The sequence below is a fragment of the Pseudanabaena sp. PCC 6802 genome (assembly GCF_000332175.1).
Classification (GTDB): domain Bacteria; phylum Cyanobacteriota; class Cyanobacteriia; order Pseudanabaenales; family Pseudanabaenaceae; genus PCC-6802.
Genome location: NZ_KB235914.1, coordinates 812,587 through 832,107, shown reverse-complemented (window position 1 = coordinate 832,107; position 19,521 = coordinate 812,587). Strand labels below are relative to the sequence as shown.

The 19,521-nt window shown below is 47.7% G+C and carries 16 protein-coding genes and 2 pseudogenes; 10 read left to right on the top strand and 8 right to left on the bottom strand.

The annotated features are described in order from the left end of the window. Positions 1–45: 45 nt before the first annotated feature. The gene (locus tag PSE6802_RS35295) at positions 46–168 is read left to right on the top strand and encodes a hypothetical protein (protein WP_019499768.1); all 123 of its coding nucleotides are present in this window, start codon (positions 46–48) and stop codon (positions 166–168) included. Here the strand turns inward: PSE6802_RS35295 and PSE6802_RS0109205 are convergent. Genes PSE6802_RS0109205 through PSE6802_RS0109190 form a run of 4 tightly spaced genes read right to left on the bottom strand, consistent with a single transcriptional unit; the run spans position 161 to position 3,356 of the window. After that, positions 161–901, bottom strand: a complete 741-nt coding sequence (locus PSE6802_RS0109205) for a class I SAM-dependent methyltransferase (RefSeq protein WP_019499767.1) — start codon at positions 899–901, stop codon at positions 161–163. The two genes, PSE6802_RS35295 and PSE6802_RS0109205, sit on opposite strands and share 8 nt — an antisense overlap. 10 nt (positions 902–911) lie before the next feature. Then, positions 912–1,439, bottom strand: a complete 528-nt coding sequence (locus PSE6802_RS0109200; protein ID WP_019499766.1) for a nickel-binding protein — start codon at positions 1,437–1,439, stop codon at positions 912–914. 32 nt (positions 1,440–1,471) lie between these two features. Beyond that, a complete protein-coding gene (locus PSE6802_RS0109195; protein ID WP_019499765.1) occupies positions 1,472–2,284 on the bottom strand; it encodes a tetratricopeptide repeat protein in 813 nt (270 codons plus the stop codon). Next, positions 2,259–3,356, bottom strand: a complete 1,098-nt coding sequence (locus PSE6802_RS0109190; RefSeq protein ID WP_162139218.1) for a BTAD domain-containing putative transcriptional regulator — start codon at positions 3,354–3,356, stop codon at positions 2,259–2,261. Before PSE6802_RS0109190 ends, PSE6802_RS0109195 begins: the two co-directional genes overlap by 26 nt. 119 nt (positions 3,357–3,475) lie before the next feature. On the opposite strand from PSE6802_RS0109190, the gene PSE6802_RS28345 reads away from it, so the two are divergent. From PSE6802_RS28345 to PSE6802_RS34255, 4 genes are all read left to right on the top strand, one after another. After that, positions 3,476–3,799: a helix-turn-helix domain-containing protein gene (locus PSE6802_RS28345; protein WP_156815474.1), complete on the top strand. Its 324-nt coding sequence runs from the start codon at positions 3,476–3,478 to the stop codon at positions 3,797–3,799. A 243-nt stretch (positions 3,800–4,042) separates the two neighbouring features. After that, positions 4,043–4,375 carry a hypothetical protein gene (locus tag PSE6802_RS0109180; protein ID WP_019499762.1) on the top strand — a complete coding sequence of 111 codons (333 nt, stop codon included), beginning with the start codon at positions 4,043–4,045 and terminating at the stop codon, positions 4,373–4,375. Positions 4,376–4,391: 16 nt separating this feature from the next. Further along, complete coding sequence (locus tag PSE6802_RS28340; RefSeq protein WP_019499761.1) at positions 4,392–5,606, top strand: M6 family metalloprotease domain-containing protein; 1,215 nt, start codon at positions 4,392–4,394, stop codon at positions 5,604–5,606. Positions 5,607–5,718: 112 nt separating this feature from the next. Continuing rightward, on the top strand, positions 5,719–6,351 hold the full coding sequence (locus tag PSE6802_RS34255) for a proprotein convertase P-domain-containing protein (protein WP_019499760.1): 633 nt from the start codon (positions 5,719–5,721) through the stop codon (positions 6,349–6,351). Between the two features lie 95 nt (positions 6,352–6,446). Here PSE6802_RS34255 and PSE6802_RS0109170 read toward each other — a convergent pair whose 3' ends face one another. Together PSE6802_RS0109170 and PSE6802_RS0109165 are read right to left on the bottom strand one after the other, a co-directional pair. Then, positions 6,447–6,893 (bottom strand): type II toxin-antitoxin system VapC family toxin, encoded by a 447-nt coding sequence (locus PSE6802_RS0109170; RefSeq protein ID WP_019499759.1) that lies wholly within the window; start codon positions 6,891–6,893, stop codon positions 6,447–6,449. Beyond that, complete coding sequence (locus PSE6802_RS0109165) at positions 6,865–7,098, bottom strand: FitA-like ribbon-helix-helix domain-containing protein (RefSeq protein ID WP_019499758.1); 234 nt, start codon at positions 7,096–7,098, stop codon at positions 6,865–6,867. Before PSE6802_RS0109165 ends, PSE6802_RS0109170 begins: the two co-directional genes overlap by 29 nt. Positions 7,099–7,535: 437 nt before the next feature. On the opposite strand from PSE6802_RS0109165, the pseudogene PSE6802_RS35630 reads away from it, so the two are divergent. Next, positions 7,536–13,289 (top strand): annotated as a pseudogene (locus tag PSE6802_RS35630) (P-loop NTPase fold protein); the annotation flags it as partial. Positions 13,290–13,457: 168 nt separating this feature from the next. After that, entirely contained in the window at positions 13,458–13,754 is a 297-nt protein-coding gene (locus PSE6802_RS34720) for a hypothetical protein (RefSeq protein ID WP_019499755.1), read from the top strand. 62 nt (positions 13,755–13,816) lie between these two features. Here PSE6802_RS34720 and PSE6802_RS33315 read toward each other — a convergent pair. Next, positions 13,817–13,915: pseudogene (locus PSE6802_RS33315) on the bottom strand (IS5/IS1182 family transposase); the annotation flags it as partial. A gap of 537 nt (positions 13,916–14,452) precedes the next feature. Here PSE6802_RS33315 and PSE6802_RS0109140 point away from each other — a divergent pair. Both PSE6802_RS0109140 and dnaK read left to right on the top strand, forming a co-directional pair. Next, complete coding sequence (locus tag PSE6802_RS0109140; RefSeq protein WP_026103187.1) at positions 14,453–15,604, top strand: RNA-guided endonuclease InsQ/TnpB family protein; 1,152 nt, start codon at positions 14,453–14,455, stop codon at positions 15,602–15,604. 83 nt (positions 15,605–15,687) lie between these two features. Further along, on the top strand, positions 15,688–17,658 hold the full coding sequence (gene dnaK / locus PSE6802_RS0109135) for a molecular chaperone DnaK (protein WP_019499752.1): 1,971 nt from the start codon (positions 15,688–15,690) through the stop codon (positions 17,656–17,658). Between the two features lie 191 nt (positions 17,659–17,849). On the opposite strand, the gene PSE6802_RS0109130 is transcribed toward dnaK, so the two are convergent. Beyond that, the gene (locus PSE6802_RS0109130) at positions 17,850–18,194 is read right to left on the bottom strand and encodes a pentapeptide repeat-containing protein (RefSeq protein ID WP_019499751.1); all 345 of its coding nucleotides are present in this window, start codon (positions 18,192–18,194) and stop codon (positions 17,850–17,852) included. 245 nt (positions 18,195–18,439) lie between these two features. On the opposite strand from PSE6802_RS0109130, the gene PSE6802_RS0109125 reads away from it, so the two are divergent. Continuing rightward, complete coding sequence (locus PSE6802_RS0109125) at positions 18,440–19,426, top strand: septal ring lytic transglycosylase RlpA family protein (RefSeq protein ID WP_019499750.1); 987 nt, start codon at positions 18,440–18,442, stop codon at positions 19,424–19,426. Positions 19,427–19,521: the final 95 nt, after the last annotated feature.

The following is a 19,521-nucleotide window of genomic DNA, read 5'->3' as shown; positions in this document are numbered from 1 at the left end:
AGGTATTACCATTATCAGGGATACTTTCAAGTTTGTCACTGCCACATGGCAGTAGTCAGAATGCAAGTGGTGGGATTGGGCGATCGCCCCTTTCCACTTTTCAGCTTTGTCTGGTTGTCGCCCTTAGTTGCTCTTGCAATAGTTGCACCGCGCGATCGCTTTACATAATTCCTGTTGGTTTGCGGGCAATGAAGGCAACGCGGGCAGGTGGCAGGCTAAACTGCCCGTAGCGATCGCGCATTTCCACTTGAAATCCGATTTTGCCCAAGGCTTCAGATAATAGCTGTGCGTTGAATAATCGCTGGCGATGCACTTCATCGGTGCGGCGATAGAGGTCGCCGACCTGTCTCAGGGTAATAATGCGACGAGTAAGAATTTGTTGCTCTAAATCCTCTTGCTTCTCTAAGAGGACAATCCAATCCTGACCTTCTGTAAAGCTTTTCACGATTTCTCCTGGGCGCACTTGCCCAGGTATAACGGCATCAAAGATAAACGTACCACCAATGGGTAGGGCATTATAGATACGGTGAAACAACGCATCCAGGATTGCATCGGAATTAGCATCGAATAGATAATTCAAACATTCCCCAATGGAAATTACCGCAGCACAGGGTGGGATTTCTGCGGTAAAAAGCGATTCCACGCGAAATTCAGCCGCTGACACTCTGGTCTTGGCAATTTCAATCATTGCACCGGAAATATCAATACCTAGCACCTGATAGCCATTCCGATCTAGGATTTCGGTGGAGAGTCCGCTACCACACCCCAAATCTATAATTAACCCAGTTGAGATGTTGTCGTGTTGCAAGATTTCTAGAATCCCCGGCATAGACTTCAGCGCGTAATCTCTATAGCCAACATCATGGATATAGGCAAGATCCTCGTTATACCAATCTGTCATGAGCTTGCTCCTAAGGTGAGATTACCATTGCCGACCAGACGCGATCGCAGGGAATGCCTAGCTTGTAGCGAGTTTGGCGAATCACCTCCGCATCGGGGGGATTGAACTCGCAAATAAGGCGGGTGCGATCGAGGGACAAGTAGGATTGGATGAACTCTGACCCACGTTCGGCGTAGCAGGGTAGCGCACGTCGAGTTCCTGCATCCCACTCTGCTTGCGTAAAGCCATTTGGGAAGGTAGCCTCAGCTACTTTCAGAGTGCTGGTATTCCTTTGTGGTTGCACCCCTTCTGGTTCGATCGGTTCGCCTGCCCACATGCGCGTAAATACTCCACCACCTTTGCGGTAAGACTCTCGCACGGATTCCACATCGGGCGCATCAAACGTGCAAATCATACGCAGGCGATCGTGAGATAGTAACGAATAACGCCATGTTGACTGACGTTCTGTCAAACAGCCCAAAACCCGCAAATCGGTTTCAGTTGGTTCTTCGGGGACGAGCGGCGAATCTGCCAGGGTTTCTACAATTACCAGCGACATATTGACCTCCTTTAGGCGCTAACTGTAGCGCGTCATCCTGTATTGCTATCTTGAATTTGGTTTAGTACTCGATCGACTGCGGTTTGGGCAAGCAAGCTCAAATTTTGGCGATCGAGAGTTGGATAACCTGCTGCAAATTGTACTTTCGCTCGTTCTATTTCTCCTAATCCTAACAATCCCTGTACCAGAATTGCCCATGCGAGGGCAATCTCACCAGGATGATTGATGATTTGCGCGTTCTCCAAGGCAGATTCAGCTCGACGTACCGCCAATTCCAAGCGATCGCATTGCAGATCGACTGCCGCTGCTCCAATCAGAGCATAAGCTAGAATGCGCTTGGCATCGACTTGTTGCAAAGTGGCGATCGCCTGCGCTAACTCCGCCGCCGCATTGGGATACTGCAACCGATAGCGAACTAACGCCGCCAGTGCATTGGCAATCGCTGCCTCGCTCCCTTCACCTTTGATTTTATCGGCAACTAGCAAGATCCGATCGCAGTAAGGCAAAGCTGCCAATGGATCGCCGCCTTCCAATTCCGTCATCGCCAGATAGCTGAGGTACGTACACTCGCGCCAATGGTCTTGCTCTGCTCGTACTAGTCGCAATGATTGCTGGAGTAGCGATCGCGCTTCGGAATAGCGACCGTAGTGACGGTGTACGATTCCCAACCCGCTGTAAATATCGCAAAGCTCCAACCCTACTCTCGTTGCCTGTGCCTGTGCCTCCAGGAACAAAGCTTCTGCCCGTGCCATGTCTCGCCCGATTTCCGCCAAACGCGAGCCGCTGTATGACAGCATCTGTGCTGACGTAACCGGGCTGTTAAAATGCATCAATCCAGATGCCATAGGGGCGCATTATCTCCGCCGCAAAGCTTTGCCCCCAAACTACTAGAGCGCTCTCTTGCTGCGCTAGTATTTGCAATTCCTCTAGCAAGCGCGTTTTGCCAATTCCCGGTTCTCCCAATAGCAATAGTACTTGGGATACTGCACCCGCAAACGTACTGCCACTATTCGCACCGCTCTTCCCAGACAGGATCGCGCCTGCCCACTCCTGCATATACGCCCACTCTGACTCGCGTCCTATTAATGGGGATAATGCTAGCGATCGCGAAGGCAGTAAAGGTGAAGGGACGGACAAGCTGCTGCGGGATGTCACGCCCACCTGCTTGGGTGCATCTTCTTCTATCAGGATCTGTTCGTACAGCTTGCGCGTGGCAACGCTGGGATCGACTCCCAGCTCTTCGCGCAACACGGTCATGCACTGATGGTAGACCTGCAAAGCTTTGGCGCGATCGCCCTGCAACTCATACAATCGCATTAAGTTGACATAGGCGGCTTCATTGAGCGGATCGACTCGTAACATCTGTTGGGCATGGGTTAGTGCCACCCGGTAGTCGCGTTGTGCTTCCGTCAGGTTTACCAGTCGCTCTAGTGCCTGCATGTACATTTGCTGCAAGCGCGCGCGCTCTGGTAATACCCACTCATCTGTGAGATCGGGTAATACGTCTCCCTGGTATAGCGCGATCGCCTGTTCTAAGCGATCGCGGGCGGTATTGCGATCGGGGGCTTGCTCTGCCGCCCGCACAGTTGCTTCAAACCCCGCCACATCCAGCGTAAAGTTACCATGGGGCAACCATTGCAGCATTTTTGCATCTACGTGCAGGAATTCGTCTGGGTTTGGCAAAGCATGGCGCAACCGACTTAACTCCTTGCGGAGATTCGCCCTGGCTTGCTCGTCTGTTGATTCCGGCCACAGGGAAAAAGCGATGCGCTGGCGGGGTTGGGCAGTTTGGCGATGCAAGACCAGATATGCCAATAAGGCTTGCGATCGCCCACTGGAAAGTTCCGCTATGGGGGTATCTCCATAGGTCAGGGCAAAACATCCCAATAGCTTGATGTCCAGCTTAGATTGCATCATGTCCATAAGTATACGATTCGGAAAGCGCTCGATACCGCATCACCAAGGCGCAGGTACAGAAATTCGAGCAGGCATTAGCAGAGCTAGCTAGATATCCTGAAGACAAAAAGCAGGAAAATTTGCTGCTGTGGCAAGCCCAGATGACGGCTCTGGAAAGTCAGTGCGAGGATCTGAAAGCAGAAATTGTGGAGTACGAAGCGCTGACTAACCGTCCTGCTGACGAGCCACTCGTCTTTAGTCTTGATTCTATAGAGGCGTTACCCCTTGCTCTAATTAAAGCTCGTATTGCAGCTAAACTAAGTCAAAAGGAGTTGGCGGAGCGATTGGGGCTTAAAGAGCAGCAAATCCAGCGCTATGAAGCGACGGAATATGCTTCGGCTAACATGGCACGAGTGATTGAGATCGGTCAGGCTCTGGAGGTAAAACTGCAATCCAAAGCATGATTCGTCAGGCGATCGCCACATCAACCAACTATGTTAATGGACATCTTGTAATGATATAGACTTGATAGAACCGCTGCGGGAACGAGTTACGTTAATTTTTTCTCGCTTTTCTACCAAATACTTGCCTGCTGTGCTCTAATAATTCTTAAAATGCTTTTGCGATTTTTAATATTGCGAAACATTTAGTTGGACATCACGTGCCATTAATTAATTTGGATCTCCCATAGGAGGCGTAATAGAAGTATGAATGACCGTCGCATGGTAGGTGTGTTCGGCGAAAAGGCTTCTCTAGGACAGGCTAACGGTTCAGATGTCGACCTGATCGTCAGAGGCACCGAATTTTACGCAACGTATGAAACGCCAGAGGGATTTCCAGCCATCTACGACGACTCGCTGGGTTTGTTCTGCTACGCCCGGGTTGTCGGAGGCAGATTTGAAACAACAGGCATTTCCGTAACATCGCCCCCACCGCCTGGCGTGGAGCGGCACGCGACTGAATCCGACGAGGTCAGAATACGAAAAATCGAGGAACGAACGCAGCAAATGGATCAGCGTTCAGGGGCGACGCCAAAATAAAATAAGGAGTAATGAAATGAGCGCGATATTTGGTGAAATCCTGAGATTCGGCCAGTCGAAAGGTCCAGAGATATCCCTCAAAGTGTTCGGCGACGAGCATTACGCACGATACGAGGATATGAACGGGTATTCGGCCATTTATGACGACGAGCTTGGCGTTTTCTGCTACGCCCGCCTCTCAGCCGGAAGTTTCCGCTCGACCGGTACACCGCTTTCAGAACCTGTTCCCGAAGGATTGGTGCGCCATCTACAGGAATCGCAGGAAACAATCGTTGCACGGGCCGGGGCTCGCAAGTTGCGCCGCGCCGCGATGGCCGGAGGCCAACGCGAGGCGGAAGTAGTGCGAACCGTAGGCCCAAACCAGGGACTGCTTGAGGGTCGCGTTCTCTCGATTGGTACGGTCAAGGGTTTAACGATCCTGGTGAATTTCCAAGACCTCGCAAGTACCGTTACGCGCCCCGACGTAGAAGAGATGCTTAACGGCGCGAACTACAACCGCAACGGCAACATTTGTTCGGCTCGTGAATATTTCGATCGCGTATCGAGCGGAAAACTCAAATACACGAATTTCGTTGCTGGCCCGTACACTCTCAGTAGGAACCGCGAATTCTATGTCAACAATTTGCTGGTCGAAGAGGCGCTTCGACTCGCCGTCGCAGACGGTCTCAATCTCAAGCAATTCGATTCGCGCAATGAGAATATCATCGATGCCCTCAACATCATGTATGCCGGCCAAACACAGTATCGTGGCGAGTTGTGGCCGCACAACTGGCATATCGATCTGCGCTTTGGCACTATGAGAACCGATCTCTATCTCCTGACAAGCCTCGGACGCACGCCTGCCGATCTCAGCATCGGCACATTCTGCCACGAGAATGGCCATCTCCTTTGCCGTTTCCCAGACATGTACGACTACGGCGAACGTGATGGTGACAGTGTCAAGAGCGCCGGCATCGGCAGCTATTGCCTCATGGGATCTGGGAACCACAACGACAACGGACTTAGCCCCTCGCCGGTCTGCGCCTATCTGCGCGATCTTGCTGGATGGTGCGACAATGAAATTGATTTGAAAACGGCTGCCAACCACCAGGCACGTCAGGGCGACTACAACACAGTGTTGAAATACCGCACGTCTAAGCCGAACGAATACTTCTTGGTTGAAAATCGTTCCAGGATGGGGCTTGACCGTGGACTACGGGTGCGATCGGAATTTTGTGTATCGAGCCTCTGAAACAGCGTAAATACGTACTTCAGGACTCAATTTACACAAAAATCTGAACACTCTCGGACTACCAGCCAGTGGTCTTGCTGTTTATCATTGCGACATTCTGGGTTCGAACGAATTGCAGCAGGGCACCTCCGCAAAACACTACCAATGCGCTTTGCTCCAAGCGGACGGCCGCCGCGATCTGGAACTGGACGCGAACCGTGGTGACGGTGACGACCTTTACGCCACAATCCAGGGCGTTGCCCTATCTGCTGCGTCTTCGCCCAATTCGAGGGAATGGGATGGCCGCGATTCGGGGCTTGTGATATCCGATATTGCAGCACCGGGTGACACTATGGCGTTCAAGATAGGTTCCGCGCCAGCCGCTCTGGTCGCTTCCGGTCAGGCCAACCCGATGGCTTCCATTCCCGATAATACGACAGCAGGCATTTCGAGCACAATCGTCATCGCGCAATCCGGCACGGTGGCCCAGATCAAGGTGAATGTCGATATTCAGCATACCTACATCGGCGACCTGCGGGTCACACTGACTTCGCCTGCGGGTCGGAGCACTGTTCTTCATCCACAACTTGGTGGCTCCACTGACAATCTAGTCGCGACTTACGATTCAGCGGTGTCGGGTGTTCTTGGCGGTATGGTGGGACAACCCATGATGGGTATTTGGACTTTGAATGTTGCGGATCGCGCCAGAATTGATGTTGGCAAATTGCGCAGCTGGAGCATCGAGCTGAAATCTGCACCCGCCTAATCCAATCTCTTTACGAGTATTGCGGCAAGCCTGCCTGCGGAAGCAAATCATCAGGTACGCGTGTATAGAGAGGGTATTGCTGGATGGAGATTGCCTCAGAAACTCTCAATGGTTTCAAAAGGGTCTAGCAGGAGAACTCCTGTCCCTGCAAAGTCGCTCGCATTCCGGGTGACCAGGGTTAAGCCGCAGGTGAGTGCAGTGGCGGCGATCTGTTTATCTAAGGCATTTTGAGGATGGGGAACGCGCAATTTGCCCCAAACCTGGGCATCCAGGGCAGTGAAATCTAGAATATGGTCGGCGTAGTCTTCTAAAACGGTCTGCAACCAGTTTTCTAGCAGGTCTGCTTGGCTGCGATCGCCGCGATGTCGGATGAGTTCAACCCCTCGCCGCAGTTCGCCAATGGTTATGACACTGAGATAGAGAGGTGCAGCTTGCTCGGCGGCTTGCTGGAAAAATTGCAGAACACCGAGGTTCGCATTGCTTTTTTTTCGGAGTTCGCTAATGACGTTGGTATCAATCAAATACTTGGCTGGCTGTGTCATCCTGTACCCGCTCGTAGTCTAAGTCATTGCCAACGTTGGGGATTTGGCTGAGCACCTCTGCAAACGATTTTCTTTGCGGTTGCAGCAGTGCCTGTTCTAAAATTTTGCGGTGTTCGGCTTCGGCGCTGACCCCATGCTGACTTGCCCGCTTTTTGAGCGCTTTGACAATGGTTTCATCGATGTTTCGGACGATTAAATTTGCCATAGACTGCCTCCGTTTCGAGGTGGTGTTGTATTCTCGATTGCTTTAATGATAGCATTGATATCATTCCGGGTGTGAGGGGTTTGTCTTTGGCTTTGCAAGCCGTGAATTTCTGGAATTGGTTTGCGATCGGTTCAGATTGACTTTAGGTGGTGAGGTTGTTTGTGGCAGATAGAGAGACGGTGACAGCAAATTCAGAAGATCAGCCCATTTGGGTGCAAGATTTGATCGCATGGCTGGAGAAGATTAAGGGGCTAAACCTGACGGGTAGTGAGTGGGTAGTGCGGGAGGTGCTGGCGGAGTTGCCAGGGCAGGGGCTACCAGAGGAGTTCTGGTCGAAGGAAGAGGTTAGTAGTGAGGGGGAAAAATCTGTTCAAGAAGAGGTGAGGGTAGAACTGTCACCGCTTAGTGATGAGGATAGGGTTAGGATTCAGCAAGAAATGGACGCCGCAGAAGCCCAATTGGACAGACCAAGAGCGTTCTTCGCCGTGGTTGCTCGACTGACCGCTTCAGAACCTCAACTACTCCAACAAGCATTGAATACTGCGCAAATGCTTCAGCATGAGTATTGCCGAAGTCTAGCATTGACTGCTGTGGCTGCCCAATTTCCCTCAGAGGAACGCAAACCTATACTCCAACAAGCACTGGATACAGCGCAAATCATTTTGGAGGGGAGTCGAAGTACAGCACTTACTAAGGTAATAGCCCAGTTTTCTGCTTCGGAACCCCAACTGCTCCAACAAGTACTAGAGTCCACGCAAGTTATTCCGTATGAGGAAATGCGCAGTGAAGTATTTGCTGCGGTGGCTGCCAAATTACCTTACTCGGGACGTGACTCCCTGTTTCAAAAAATGATCTCATGGGAGTTTACTAACAGTTGGTTTTCCAGAATTCTCCTAGACAATATTCATTCCTCCAAATCTAACCTACGACAGAAAGTAATTGATAAAGAGTTAAGTGCTTGCTCTTCTGATACGAGAAGAAAATTGGAATTTTTGTCATATATTGCCCAAAAATATCATCCCTCGCAATGCGGAGATATTCTAAAGCAGATAATAGAAATCATAGAAATATATCCTTCTCAAAATCCTTATGGTGAAGGCTTGTATTTTAAGGATTTTCTGTCAGTAATTCCACCCTTTGAACTCGAACTAGAAATATTTGAAGACTTGTTGATTCGGTGTGATGATTCTCTTTTTATAGCAGTCATCCTTGCCCACCTTTCGCCTAAGACTGAATGGTTAATAAGAGCGCTAAATGCCGCCAAAAAATACATAGTCAATCACAGAAAGTCATACAAAAATAATCAAGTAGAAATAATAGCGGCAATTACGAAAAAAATTTCTCTGCTAGAGTCTGAAGAACTACTAGAAAAAGCTCTTGAAGTCGTTTTATCTATTGAGTCTTCCTCCGATAGATTCTCCGATAGATTAAGATTACTAGCTTTAGTTGTCAGCTACATCCCTCCCACCAAACCTAAATTGCTAAAAAAAGCTCTGAAAGCAGCCGCGCCTTATGATTTTAATCACCATAAAGCCATTGCGCTAGGTGCAATTGCCGCCAAACTTCCTCCATCCAAACGTCAACGAGTACTCAAACAAGCACTAAAGCTGGCTTCAACTATTAAGAATCCAATTTACAAGACCTTTGCTCTGGTATCAGTTGCTGCTCAACTACCTTCTCCTCAATCCCAATTCGTATTTCAACAGGGATTAGAGTTGGCATTTTTTGTGTACAAGGAAATAAAGTTAAGAGCCTCTTCATCGATGGATAACCCGGTATATCTCTTGCAAAGTGCCATCGCCGAAATCCCCTGTTCTGAAACTCAGATTTTAAAGCAAGCTCTAAGGATTACTTCCAGTATTCAAGATGAAAATGATCGAAGTGAAATTCTTGAAGAAATTGGTGCTAAAATTCCTATTTTCGAAACTCAATTATTGCAAGAATTCCTGAATTCTATGTTGTTCATTAATAATGAGTCCAGAAAGGTAAAAATATTAAAAGTAGTATGTGACAAAAGCTGCAATTTCTCAACTCAAATACAACAAAAAATAATACAGATTGCTTTAGAGTTGAAAAGTGTAGAAAATCGGATTAATGTATTGACTACAATCGCCTTTCAATCCACCGAGTTCCTGATTCTCTGTTGCCCTCCAACACTACTCTCCTCAGTCCTGGAAATTGTTCCTAGGGGCGAAAGCTCTGCCGATAGAGCCAAACTGCTGAGTGCCTTAGCCCCCCGTCTTTCGGCAGGACTATTTCCCAGAGTATTGCAACTGATTCAAACTAAAATCACCCATCCTGCTTACCAAGCGGAAGTCCTTGGTAACCTAGCCCCTTATCTCCCCGCAGAAAGATTATCAGAAGCACTCGATATAGTTCAGAACTACCTTCCTGGCTACTCCTACCCCGCAACAGCTCTTTGTAATCTTATTCCCTACCTATCTCCGGAGCAGCTCAAAAAAGCGTTAGAAATTGCCGAAATACGCTGCCCCTACCCTGAACTTCTCGCCCAAATACTTCATCAGGTGGCAATTCGAGTCAGTATTCCTACATTTATAGAGACTGAACCAAGTGACTCCAATCTGAAAGATGAACTTATCGATCATATTCTCGATCAAACTGACCAGCACCTTTCTGCTGAAAGAACTATAACTAACGTACTCACTGTCCTAGTTCCTAGCCTAGACAGTGACGATCGCCTCAAGTTCATCAAAGATAATCTACTACCAAAACTGAAGTCAGAATTTTACCTGTCCCAAGTTCTCGCTGCCCTTGCCACCTCACCCCACCTTACCCCGGAGCAATTGTCCCCTTTTTACCAACAGGCTAAAGCCCTCTGTCAGGATCGTCCCCGTCCCAAAGCTACTGCTCTCAGTGCCTTCATCCCTCTCTATCCAGAACTGCATGTACATGACAGCATCATCGCACAGTTCAAAGACCAAACTAATTCAATCCAAAAAACAGATATAGCCATAATTCTAGCTACCCGTCCCCAACCCAAGGAATTAAGCCCTGTAGACAATGACCAACTTGTGACCGACCAATTTAGAGCTTTGCAGCTAATTCGTGAAATGTCACAGACTCATGAAGCTAAAAAAGCCAACTCCTTAGTTAAACTTGCACCGCATTTACTCCCGCAACATATCCTCGAAGCCCAAAGTATTGCCCTAGAACTGCAAGATCGCTACCATCAAGTCCGGGCGCTCCTAGCCATCGCCATCTACTTTCCCGAAATCCGTTTAGAAGTCCAACGCCAGATTGAAAAAGTTAAGATATATTCACCCTATCAGATGGATGAATATCGACTCTTTCAACCGGATGATCCATTTATTATTCCTCAACCTAATCTAGAACAATATTTAGTACCATACATTGAACTCCTAAGCCAATTTGCCACCATTGTTCCCGAACAAATTCCCACTCTCCTCAAAGCCGTTAAAGAATGGGCAGACCAAAATCAGTTCAAAGAAGACCCCAAAGAACCCGATCCCAATACCTACAAACGCCGTCGTATCCTGATCGCCCTCAAACCTAATCTCCCCATTCGCCTCGTTCGAGAAATCGATCGCGAAGCCAGCATCGGTAAAGCCCCTCAAGACCTTTGGGAGCGTTCTCTTTTTGTCCTGCGAAACGAATATCGCCAAGCCCTCAAAACGGGTAGCCTCCGCAACGATGCCACCCAAGACGAAGACCTGCTCAACCTCAAAGACGAAATCAACGCTCTCACCGAAATGCTCCTGATGCGAGACCTTGAACCTCCCGTTGCTGTCGGCATTCTGGGCGGGTGGGGCGGTGGCAAATCCTACATCATGCACCTGATGCAGAGCCACATGGTCGAGATCCGCAGTCAAGGTATGGAAGCGATCGAAGCCTGGGGGCTTAAAGATGCTGACAGTAAAAGTCCTGACGGCGATCGGGTAGGTCGATTTGTCGGTCACATTTACCAAATCAAATTTGATGCCTGGACTTATGCCAAAGCTAACCTCTGGGCAAGCCTCATGCAGGAAATATTCTATGAGTTGAATCGTCAAATCAGTTTAGAACAAAAACTAGGACATATCCTCAGCAACTTCGATCGGTCATCAGATCGGGAAACAGTGCCAGATAATGCTTCATCGAAACAGCGATCTGATCGCTATCTCGATCAATTTATCTACAACCCCCTTCTAACTATAAGAAAAAAAATCCGGAAAAACCGACAAGATTTCTATAAGTATTGCGAAAAAATCAATAAAAAATTTACTGATTTTTTCCAAAATTTTTTGAATCTCGTCATAGTCCAGTTTATTCTGCATATTATTGTATTCGCTTTGTTTTCCCTGGAATTTTTAATTAAGGTTATCATTGCACTGATTATTTTGGCAAAGAGGATTGTTCTTTTCTGGATGATTGAAAAAAACAACGATTACTTTTATCATAAAATAATACGCCCTGCTCTCAATCTTTTTGATTCTCTTTTATATAGATTAAAAAACAGGAAAATAATACGTCTTTCCCTCAATCTTTTTGCTTCTTTTCTATGCAAATTAAAAGATGGGGAATTACTATTTGAAGCACTATTTTCGAGTCAAATCAAAAATTACTACTTTCAAGATTACTCTCTCAATCACTCAGGAAGTAATGCTCCCTATAATTCAGTAATAGAAAACATTTTAAACAGAATTGTTTTTCTAATGTTTGTTGGATTCCAAAAACGCTTAAGTGATAGACAGAGATATTGGAATACAATTAGCATGGAATCTGATTATAAGCCAGTAACTACTGAAGATTTAATATCTCCTGATTCTAGCTCTAACATAAGCTCAAAAGCCTTTAGCAAAGCCTTGCGAGAGGGCGGCAAATTATGGCAAGCACTTTACCTAATGGATGAAGAAGAGCGAACTGCTTTCCTTCAGTCCAACCTGAAACCCAGCCAATTCAAAGACTGGAAAGAATCAGCTTCAAAGACTGAAATCTCTAATTCTCTTTGGGATTTACTCGATCGAGTAAAACGAGAAGAAAAGCAGATTTTTAAGCAAAAAGAGCAAATTTTAGAAACAAAAGAAAAAGAGCTTCAGCGCCAGCGAAAAAAAGCTGAAGAAGATGTAAATCAGCGACTTGCTCAACGATCTGTTACGGCATTCTGGAAGCCTATTATTAATGCCGTAGCCAAGCTACACTTTTCCGATGAAAAAATTAAAGAGTTTACGGAAGCAGGTAAAACTTACACGATGCTGCGTCAGGCGATTACGAGTTGGCAAGGACTACTGGCTCTATTCACAATGACCCTGTTGATAGTACTGACGCTGGATCCAGCAACTCAGGCACTCCTAGGAAAGTTTGGAATAGCAGATTGGTTCAATCAACTGATTCAAAATATTCTAATTTGGTTTGAAAGTTTACCGCAGTGGATTAAAGAAATCCCCAAAGAAGTTCCATCGGCAATTCAGATTCTAGCTGCTATAACTGCAAGCGTCACAGCTCTGCTCCCCATCCTCAAATCTCTGGCCAATTACATCACCTCAGTTCAGAAAGAACAAGCAGAGATTCAGAGTAAGCGTGAAGTCTTACTTAAACAGGAACAGAATAAAGTTGCGGGACTCATCCAAGAAGTAGCATCCCTTAAGCTCCTAGTTGAAGAACAGCGACGAGAGGTTGGATTGACAGCCGATTACTCCTCCCTAATTGACTTTGTCAACTCTCGACTGAAAGACGGCGACTACAGCAAACACCTGGGGTTAATGCACCAGTTCAAAGACGACCTCTGGAAGTTGAGCAGCAGTCTTTTACCACCAACAAATGCCACTGAGTTTAAGACAAAGTTAGACAAGCTGAAGCAGATATTTCCCAGAGGGCCAGCCCGTGTTGTCGTCTACATCGACGACCTCGATCGCTGTCCCCCCAATACCGTCGTCGAAGTCCTCGAAGCCGTCTAACTCCTGGTCAAAAACCCCCTCTTCATCGCCGTCCTCGCCATCGACGAGCGCTACATCAACCGCGCCTTAGCCCAACACTACAAAGGCGTTCTTTCCCTCCAAGGTAGCCCCTCCGCCGCCGACTACCTCGAGAAAATCATCCAAATCCCCTACCGCGTCCGCCCGATCGCCGAAGATGCCCTCCGCACCTACCTCCGCGCCCAAACCGTCGTCCAAGACGGCGGAACCAGCGGCACTAAATTCAACGAATTCTCCCCCCAAGAATTCAACCGCCTCGTCGCCTGCTGCCAAGAAGCCGAACTCTCACCCCGCAGCCTCAAACGCCTCACCAACGTCTATAAACTCTACAAAGTCCTCAGTCGCACCCGTGGACATCGACCCACACCAAAAGAACAGCAAGCGATCCTATCCCTTCTCGTTTTTTCCAGCCGCTACCCCGACCTCATGCGCGGCATCCTACAAGAAATCGGCTCTTACTACGAAGAAAGCCGACATCAAACAGAAAAAGATAATGAAACCCTCAGTAACGTCTTCAATCGCTATCTAGATCGTGAAAAGCGCAATCCAGACATATATCTCGCTCAAGATATCCAAAAACTCCAGCATGACGTTGGAAAATTGATCGCGCCCTACGACATCAAACTCAAGGAGATACGTCAGATTTTCGATTTTGTGAGAACTTTTTCGTTTGTTGGCGATATTGGCATCGATATCACCGCATCTGCAATGGGCGATCGTTGAGAAGGAAAATAGAGAAGGGCGATCGTATTCAATAAATAGACCTCTTGCACATTAATTTTAAATCAAGCAGCCAGAGACAGTTCATAGTTGTACAAAGCGGCAATTAAATTGCAGCGCAAGCCATAGCGACGACGGCGATTGCGATAACGGCCAGAGAGAATTACGATATTCTCGCCAATACTCCAAGGCCACCAAAATTCGTTCTTCTAGCTGCAATTTCGGGCTAGCACCTGGCTTAGCTCTGGTTGCCAATATGGTTTTAGGGCTTTCAGCATTTGTTTAAACGTGCTGTGTTGCACCCCAAAGCGTCGTTTGAACTTTGCGGTTGAGAGGTTTTGCGCTATCTTAGAGTTCATCGTCAGGACATTTTTGTTGTTTAATTTTGCTGTCCTGATGTTTCCTGATTTCATACCTGTTGGCAACCATTACTGCTAGAAACGCTTGCTAGTCAAGCACTCTAAGCCTAATGTGCAAGAGGTCTAATCAAACGCTGGCACGATCGGCCTTTTAACAGCCCATCGCTGAAAGCTGACCGTTGACTGCTATACCGAGCTAGCCAACCAAAGCTAGAATCTTAGACAGCATCAGAAACCTCCGAGAGCTTGGCGACCCTGTGACTTTAGTCCAGGGTGGAAAAGCGACGCGAGCGACTTTAGTCGCCTATTGATATTCTTTTCTGGATGCACTATTATGTATCTATGACTCAGTTACTATCAGTTAAATGCAGGCTTATAGTCTCTAAAGAGTTGCGGACTGAAATTGACGCAACACTTCAAGGATTCGCGGATGCGTGTAATCAGATATTGAAAATTGGGCAGGGATTCAAACAATGGAATACAACCAAATTGCACCATCTGGCCTACAAAACAGTCAGAGCGTCTACTGGTTTGGGTTCTAACCATGTTTGCATGGCAATTCGTCGTGTTGTCGGGAACGTGAAAGCCGTAAAACAGATTCACAAATTCCGTCCTACTTCGATTAGCCTTAACGAACGAACCTTTCGCTATTGGGAAGAAACCCAAGAAGTCGGTATCACTTTGACGAAACGCCATCGTTTTAAACTCGCAATAGGTGGCTATCAAATTGCGTTGCTGCGAGGACAGAAAATCACAAGCGCAACACTGAACAAAACCAGACAGGGTGATTACTACATCAACTTTGTAGTCGAGATTGACACGCCACCTACGGGGAAAACCCCAAAAGTGATTGGAGTCGATCTCGGACGCAGAGATATCGCAACTACCAGTACCAATAAAAGCTGGAGTGGCGAGCAGATTCAAACAGTTCGCGACCGATTTAGTCGAGTCAGAGCGGGAGTTCAATCCAAACGCACTCGCAATTCTAGAAGATTGTTGAGAAGGCTCTCTGGGAGAGAACAACGCTATCAAAAGTGGTTGAATCACAACATCAGCAAAGAATTAGTTCAAGTAGCAAAACAATCTGGCGCAGCGTTGGTTTTTGAGGATTTGACAAATATTCGTCAAAGTCTCAACGAAAAACCTCGCAATAAGACGGAACGTAGACGTACAAACAATTGGGCGTTTCATCAGCTCAGAATTTTTGTGCAATACAAAGCTGCTATTGCAGGTGTGTCTGTTGTTTTTGTCCCACCTGGCTACACGTCTCAAACTTGCAACCGATGCGGTCACATTCACCCCATCAAGGGAAAAAGTTATCGCAGTGTCAAGAAATTCAAGTGTGGGTATTGTGGGTTTGAACATGATGCTGATGTGAACGCGGCGATGAATATTGCTGCTTTGGGGTTGAGTTTTGTAAGCCAACCCGAACGTCCGGGGATGAATTGTCAGTTGGAAGGGCAAATACCTCTTCTGACTATCTTTCAAATCTGAGGCGAAAGCCCTATCTCGTTAGAGTGGGGTAAGCTTACATTATAGTAGTTGCTAATTGGGCAGTTAAAGAGGTTTATTCATCAATGGGTAAGATCGTTGGCATTGACTTAGGCACAACCAACTCAGTCGTCGCCGTTATGGAAGCAGGTAAGCCTGTAGTAATTGCCAATTCTGAGGGCAGCAGAACTACGCCGTCTGTAGTCAGCTTTAGCAAAGATGGCGAACGTCTGGTGGGTCAGATGGCACGGCGGCAAGCGGTACTCAATCCCGACAACACATTTTACTCAGTCAAGCGGTTTATGGGGCGCAAGCACAGCGAGCTAACTACAGAGCTTAAGCGCGTGCCCTATACGGTGCGGCGGGATGAGGTTGGCAACATTAAGCTGAAATGCCCGCGTCTGGATAAGGACTTTGCCCCTGAAGAAATATCGGCTATGGTGATCCGCAAACTGGTGGACGAAGCCTCTCGCTATCTGGGCGAACCCGTAACCGGAGCAGTAATTACCGTACCTGCCTACTTTAATGACTCCCAAAGACAAGCCACCAAGGATGCGGGACGGATTGCTGGTATTGAAGTCAAACGTATTATTAACGAGCCAACTGCTGCCTCGCTTGCCTACGGACTGGATAAGAAAGACAGCGAGAGAATTCTAGTCTTCGACCTCGGTGGCGGCACATTTGATGTCTCAATTCTGGAAGTTGGAGATGGCTTATTCGAGGTCAAAGCTACCAGCGGAGATACGCAGTTGGGGGGAGATGACTTCGATCGCGCCATTATGAACTGGCTCGCCGATCAATTCTTGCAGGATGAAGGTGTAGACTTGCGCAAAGAGCGTCAAGCCCTACAAAGATTGACCGAAGCGGCAGAGAAAGCCAAGATCGAACTATCCACTGTGGGAGTAACAGATATCAATCTGCCTTTCATCACTGCTACTGCCGATGGGCCTTTGCACATCGATACAAACTTAAAGCGATCGCAGTTTGAACGTCTGTGCGAAGATCTATTCCTGCGTCTGAACGAACCACTAGAGCGCGTGCTGCGCGATGCCAAATTGAGTCCGCGTCAAATTGATGAAGTGGTACTTGTAGGCGGTTCCACTCGCATTCCTGCCGTACAGCAGTTGGTTGAGGATCTAATCGGCAAGAAACCCAATCAGGGAGTGAATCCAGATGAAGTAGTTGCGGTAGGCGCTGCTGTGCAAGCGGGTATTCTCTCCGGTGAAATCAAGGACGTATTATTACTCGATGTCACGCCGCTGTCGCTAGGAGTGGAAACCTTTGGCGGTATCGTGAACAAGTTAATTCCCCGCAATACGACAATCCCCACTCGCAAAACCGATTTATTTACCACAGCAGAGGATAATCAAACGTCGGTTGAGATTCACATCGTGCAAGGCGAACGAGACTTAGCGGAACACAATAAATCGCTCGGTAGGTTTAAACTCAGCGGCTTAGCCCCGCAACCGCGCGGGATGACTCAGGTGGATGTGGTATTCGATCTAAATGCCGATGGGATGCTCGCAGTAACAGCATCCGATCGCCGTACAGGTGTGGAACGACGCATCACGATTAAGGGAGCTTCTACGCTCAACCAAAGGGAAGTAGAACGCATGATTGACGATGCCGAGCAATATGCCGAACGCGATCGCGCCCGCCGCGAACGCATCGAAAAGATGAACCGTGCCGATAACCTGGTCATCAATTCCGAACGCCAACTCAAGGAATTAGCGTTGAACTTTGGCTATCAACTCAGCTACGAGCGGCGTAAAGAGATTGAGACGTTAATACGAAATCTGAAAGATGCGATCGCTAAAGAAGATGACTATCGCATAGATCGCTCGCAGTCAGAACTGCAGGAAGCTGTCTATGCTCTGTCCCGCGAACTCTATGACAAACCGGAGTACGAAGATGAGGACGATGAAGACTTGTTTGGCGGACTTTTAGACAGTATCGGCAGCATCGCCAACAAAAACAGCCGCCGCTCTAAAGACGCATCACCTCGTCGTCCTAACACCCGCGTTACCTACGACGATGACGATGATGAATGGATTTAGTATTTGCAGGGGCGAACGACCGTAGGTCGTTCGCCCCTGCAAATTATTGGTAAATTCCCATGAAAAGACCCAGCAGTGATTTTGCTGGGTGCAGTCAGTTTAAGGCTTCAATGACTTCAGGTTACATGCTGTAAATGCTCCGTACCATCCCCCAATTGGGTTACCCGATGGTATGAAATGACATAAACCTGTCAAAGACTGGCTCCTTGCAAGTTAGCGCCGATCGTGACCGTTCCTGTTAAATTGGCTCCCGCTAGGTTAGCTTGCTCTAGATCTGCCCGTGTTAGATTGGCGTGGCTGAGATCGGCATTTTGCAAATTAGCGCCAAATAGATACGCGCCATAGAGATTGGCACCTGCTAAGTTTGCATTTGCCAGATTAGCGTTAAATAAATCTGCGCCCTCTAAATTAACATTACGCAAATTAACCCCCTGGAGGTCGATCTCGTGCAAATCGATCCAGGACAGATCGAGACCTTCTAGATCCCGACCTGCCTTCAACATTTCGATTAATTCTTGACTGGAAATCTCTGCCATTGGGTACTTTTTAGCACTGCATCGATGCACGTAGATCGTACCTGAAAAATATATCTTTAGGAATATTTATGCGTATTTATGCTCAAAAATGCACCATTTTTTGCTTTTAGGCGATCGCTTAAGTTCAAAAAAGTGGTACGTTATTTCAGGTCAACCCCAAAAGTTCTACTGAGTGAGTTTAAAGGCTCTAAGTCTAAACGAACTCCTTACTCATTGCAGTTTATTGAAAGATTGACTTAATTATTATGGTTAAGAAAAATTGGGGCTGGGCGATCTCAGCTCTTATCTCAGCCCTAACCATCGGTTTTGGTTACTCGCACGCTCCAGTTCAAGCAGAATCAGAGTCCACCGCCCAGCCTGAAGCAGTTTCCCCTTCTACATCTGTGCTTAAAGTCGGTGAAACTCGCTCTCAGTCAATGGTACGCTCGCAGGGTGTATTGACCCGCATCCATCCACACCCCAAAAACGGGTACAATGCAGCCACTGTATATGTACGCAACATTCCAGTTTTTACTTTCCTGGGTCAAGATAAGATTTCAGATAGCGCAAAATCCAAGTCCAGTAGCGCGGTTAAGCTACCTTCATCATCAGATGAGGTTGATTCTACAAAATCTCTAGAATCTAACAATCCCGTTGAAAGAGCAACGGCGGTAGCAGCACTGATCGATCGGTTTAATCGCGACGGACTTGATGCTAAGGAAATCGTTCCGGCATTTGAATCTGGCAAGTATGTCATCAAGCTTGGCAAACAGTCAAAGATCGAGTTCGATCGCGGAATTGTTTTCTCTGAAACGATCAAAAATCAAGAAATCGATGTGCTGCAAGCTGCTAACCTGTTACGCCGCTTAGTTGGCAATGCCGCACCCGTAAGTGCAGTAGCTAATACTCCGGTAAGATCGAGGGTAGCTGCAATTAGCAGCCCTGATGCTCGGATTACTTCTGTCGCGTCTGGGTTTGCCTCCTGGTACGGTCCCGGATTTCACGGTGCTATGAGTGCCAGTGGCGAAATCTTTAATGCTAATGCTATGACCGCCGCGCACCGCACTTTGCCCTTTGGGACTCAAGTGAGAGTTACTAATATGGACAACGGTCAGTCTGTGGTCGTCCGCATTAACGATCGCGGCCCCTACGCTCACGGTCGAGTCATTGATATTTCGGAAGGTGCAGCCAGAGCGATCGGTTTAGTCTACTCCGGTGTAGCGCCAGTCCGCATGGAGGTTTTGGGTCGCTAATTTGAGGGACTATCGCTCCGCACTATATTGAATCTTAGTAGAGCTTTTTGGTTGGGATACCATTTTGGATAGGAAGCAGTAAAAACTTAGCTGCT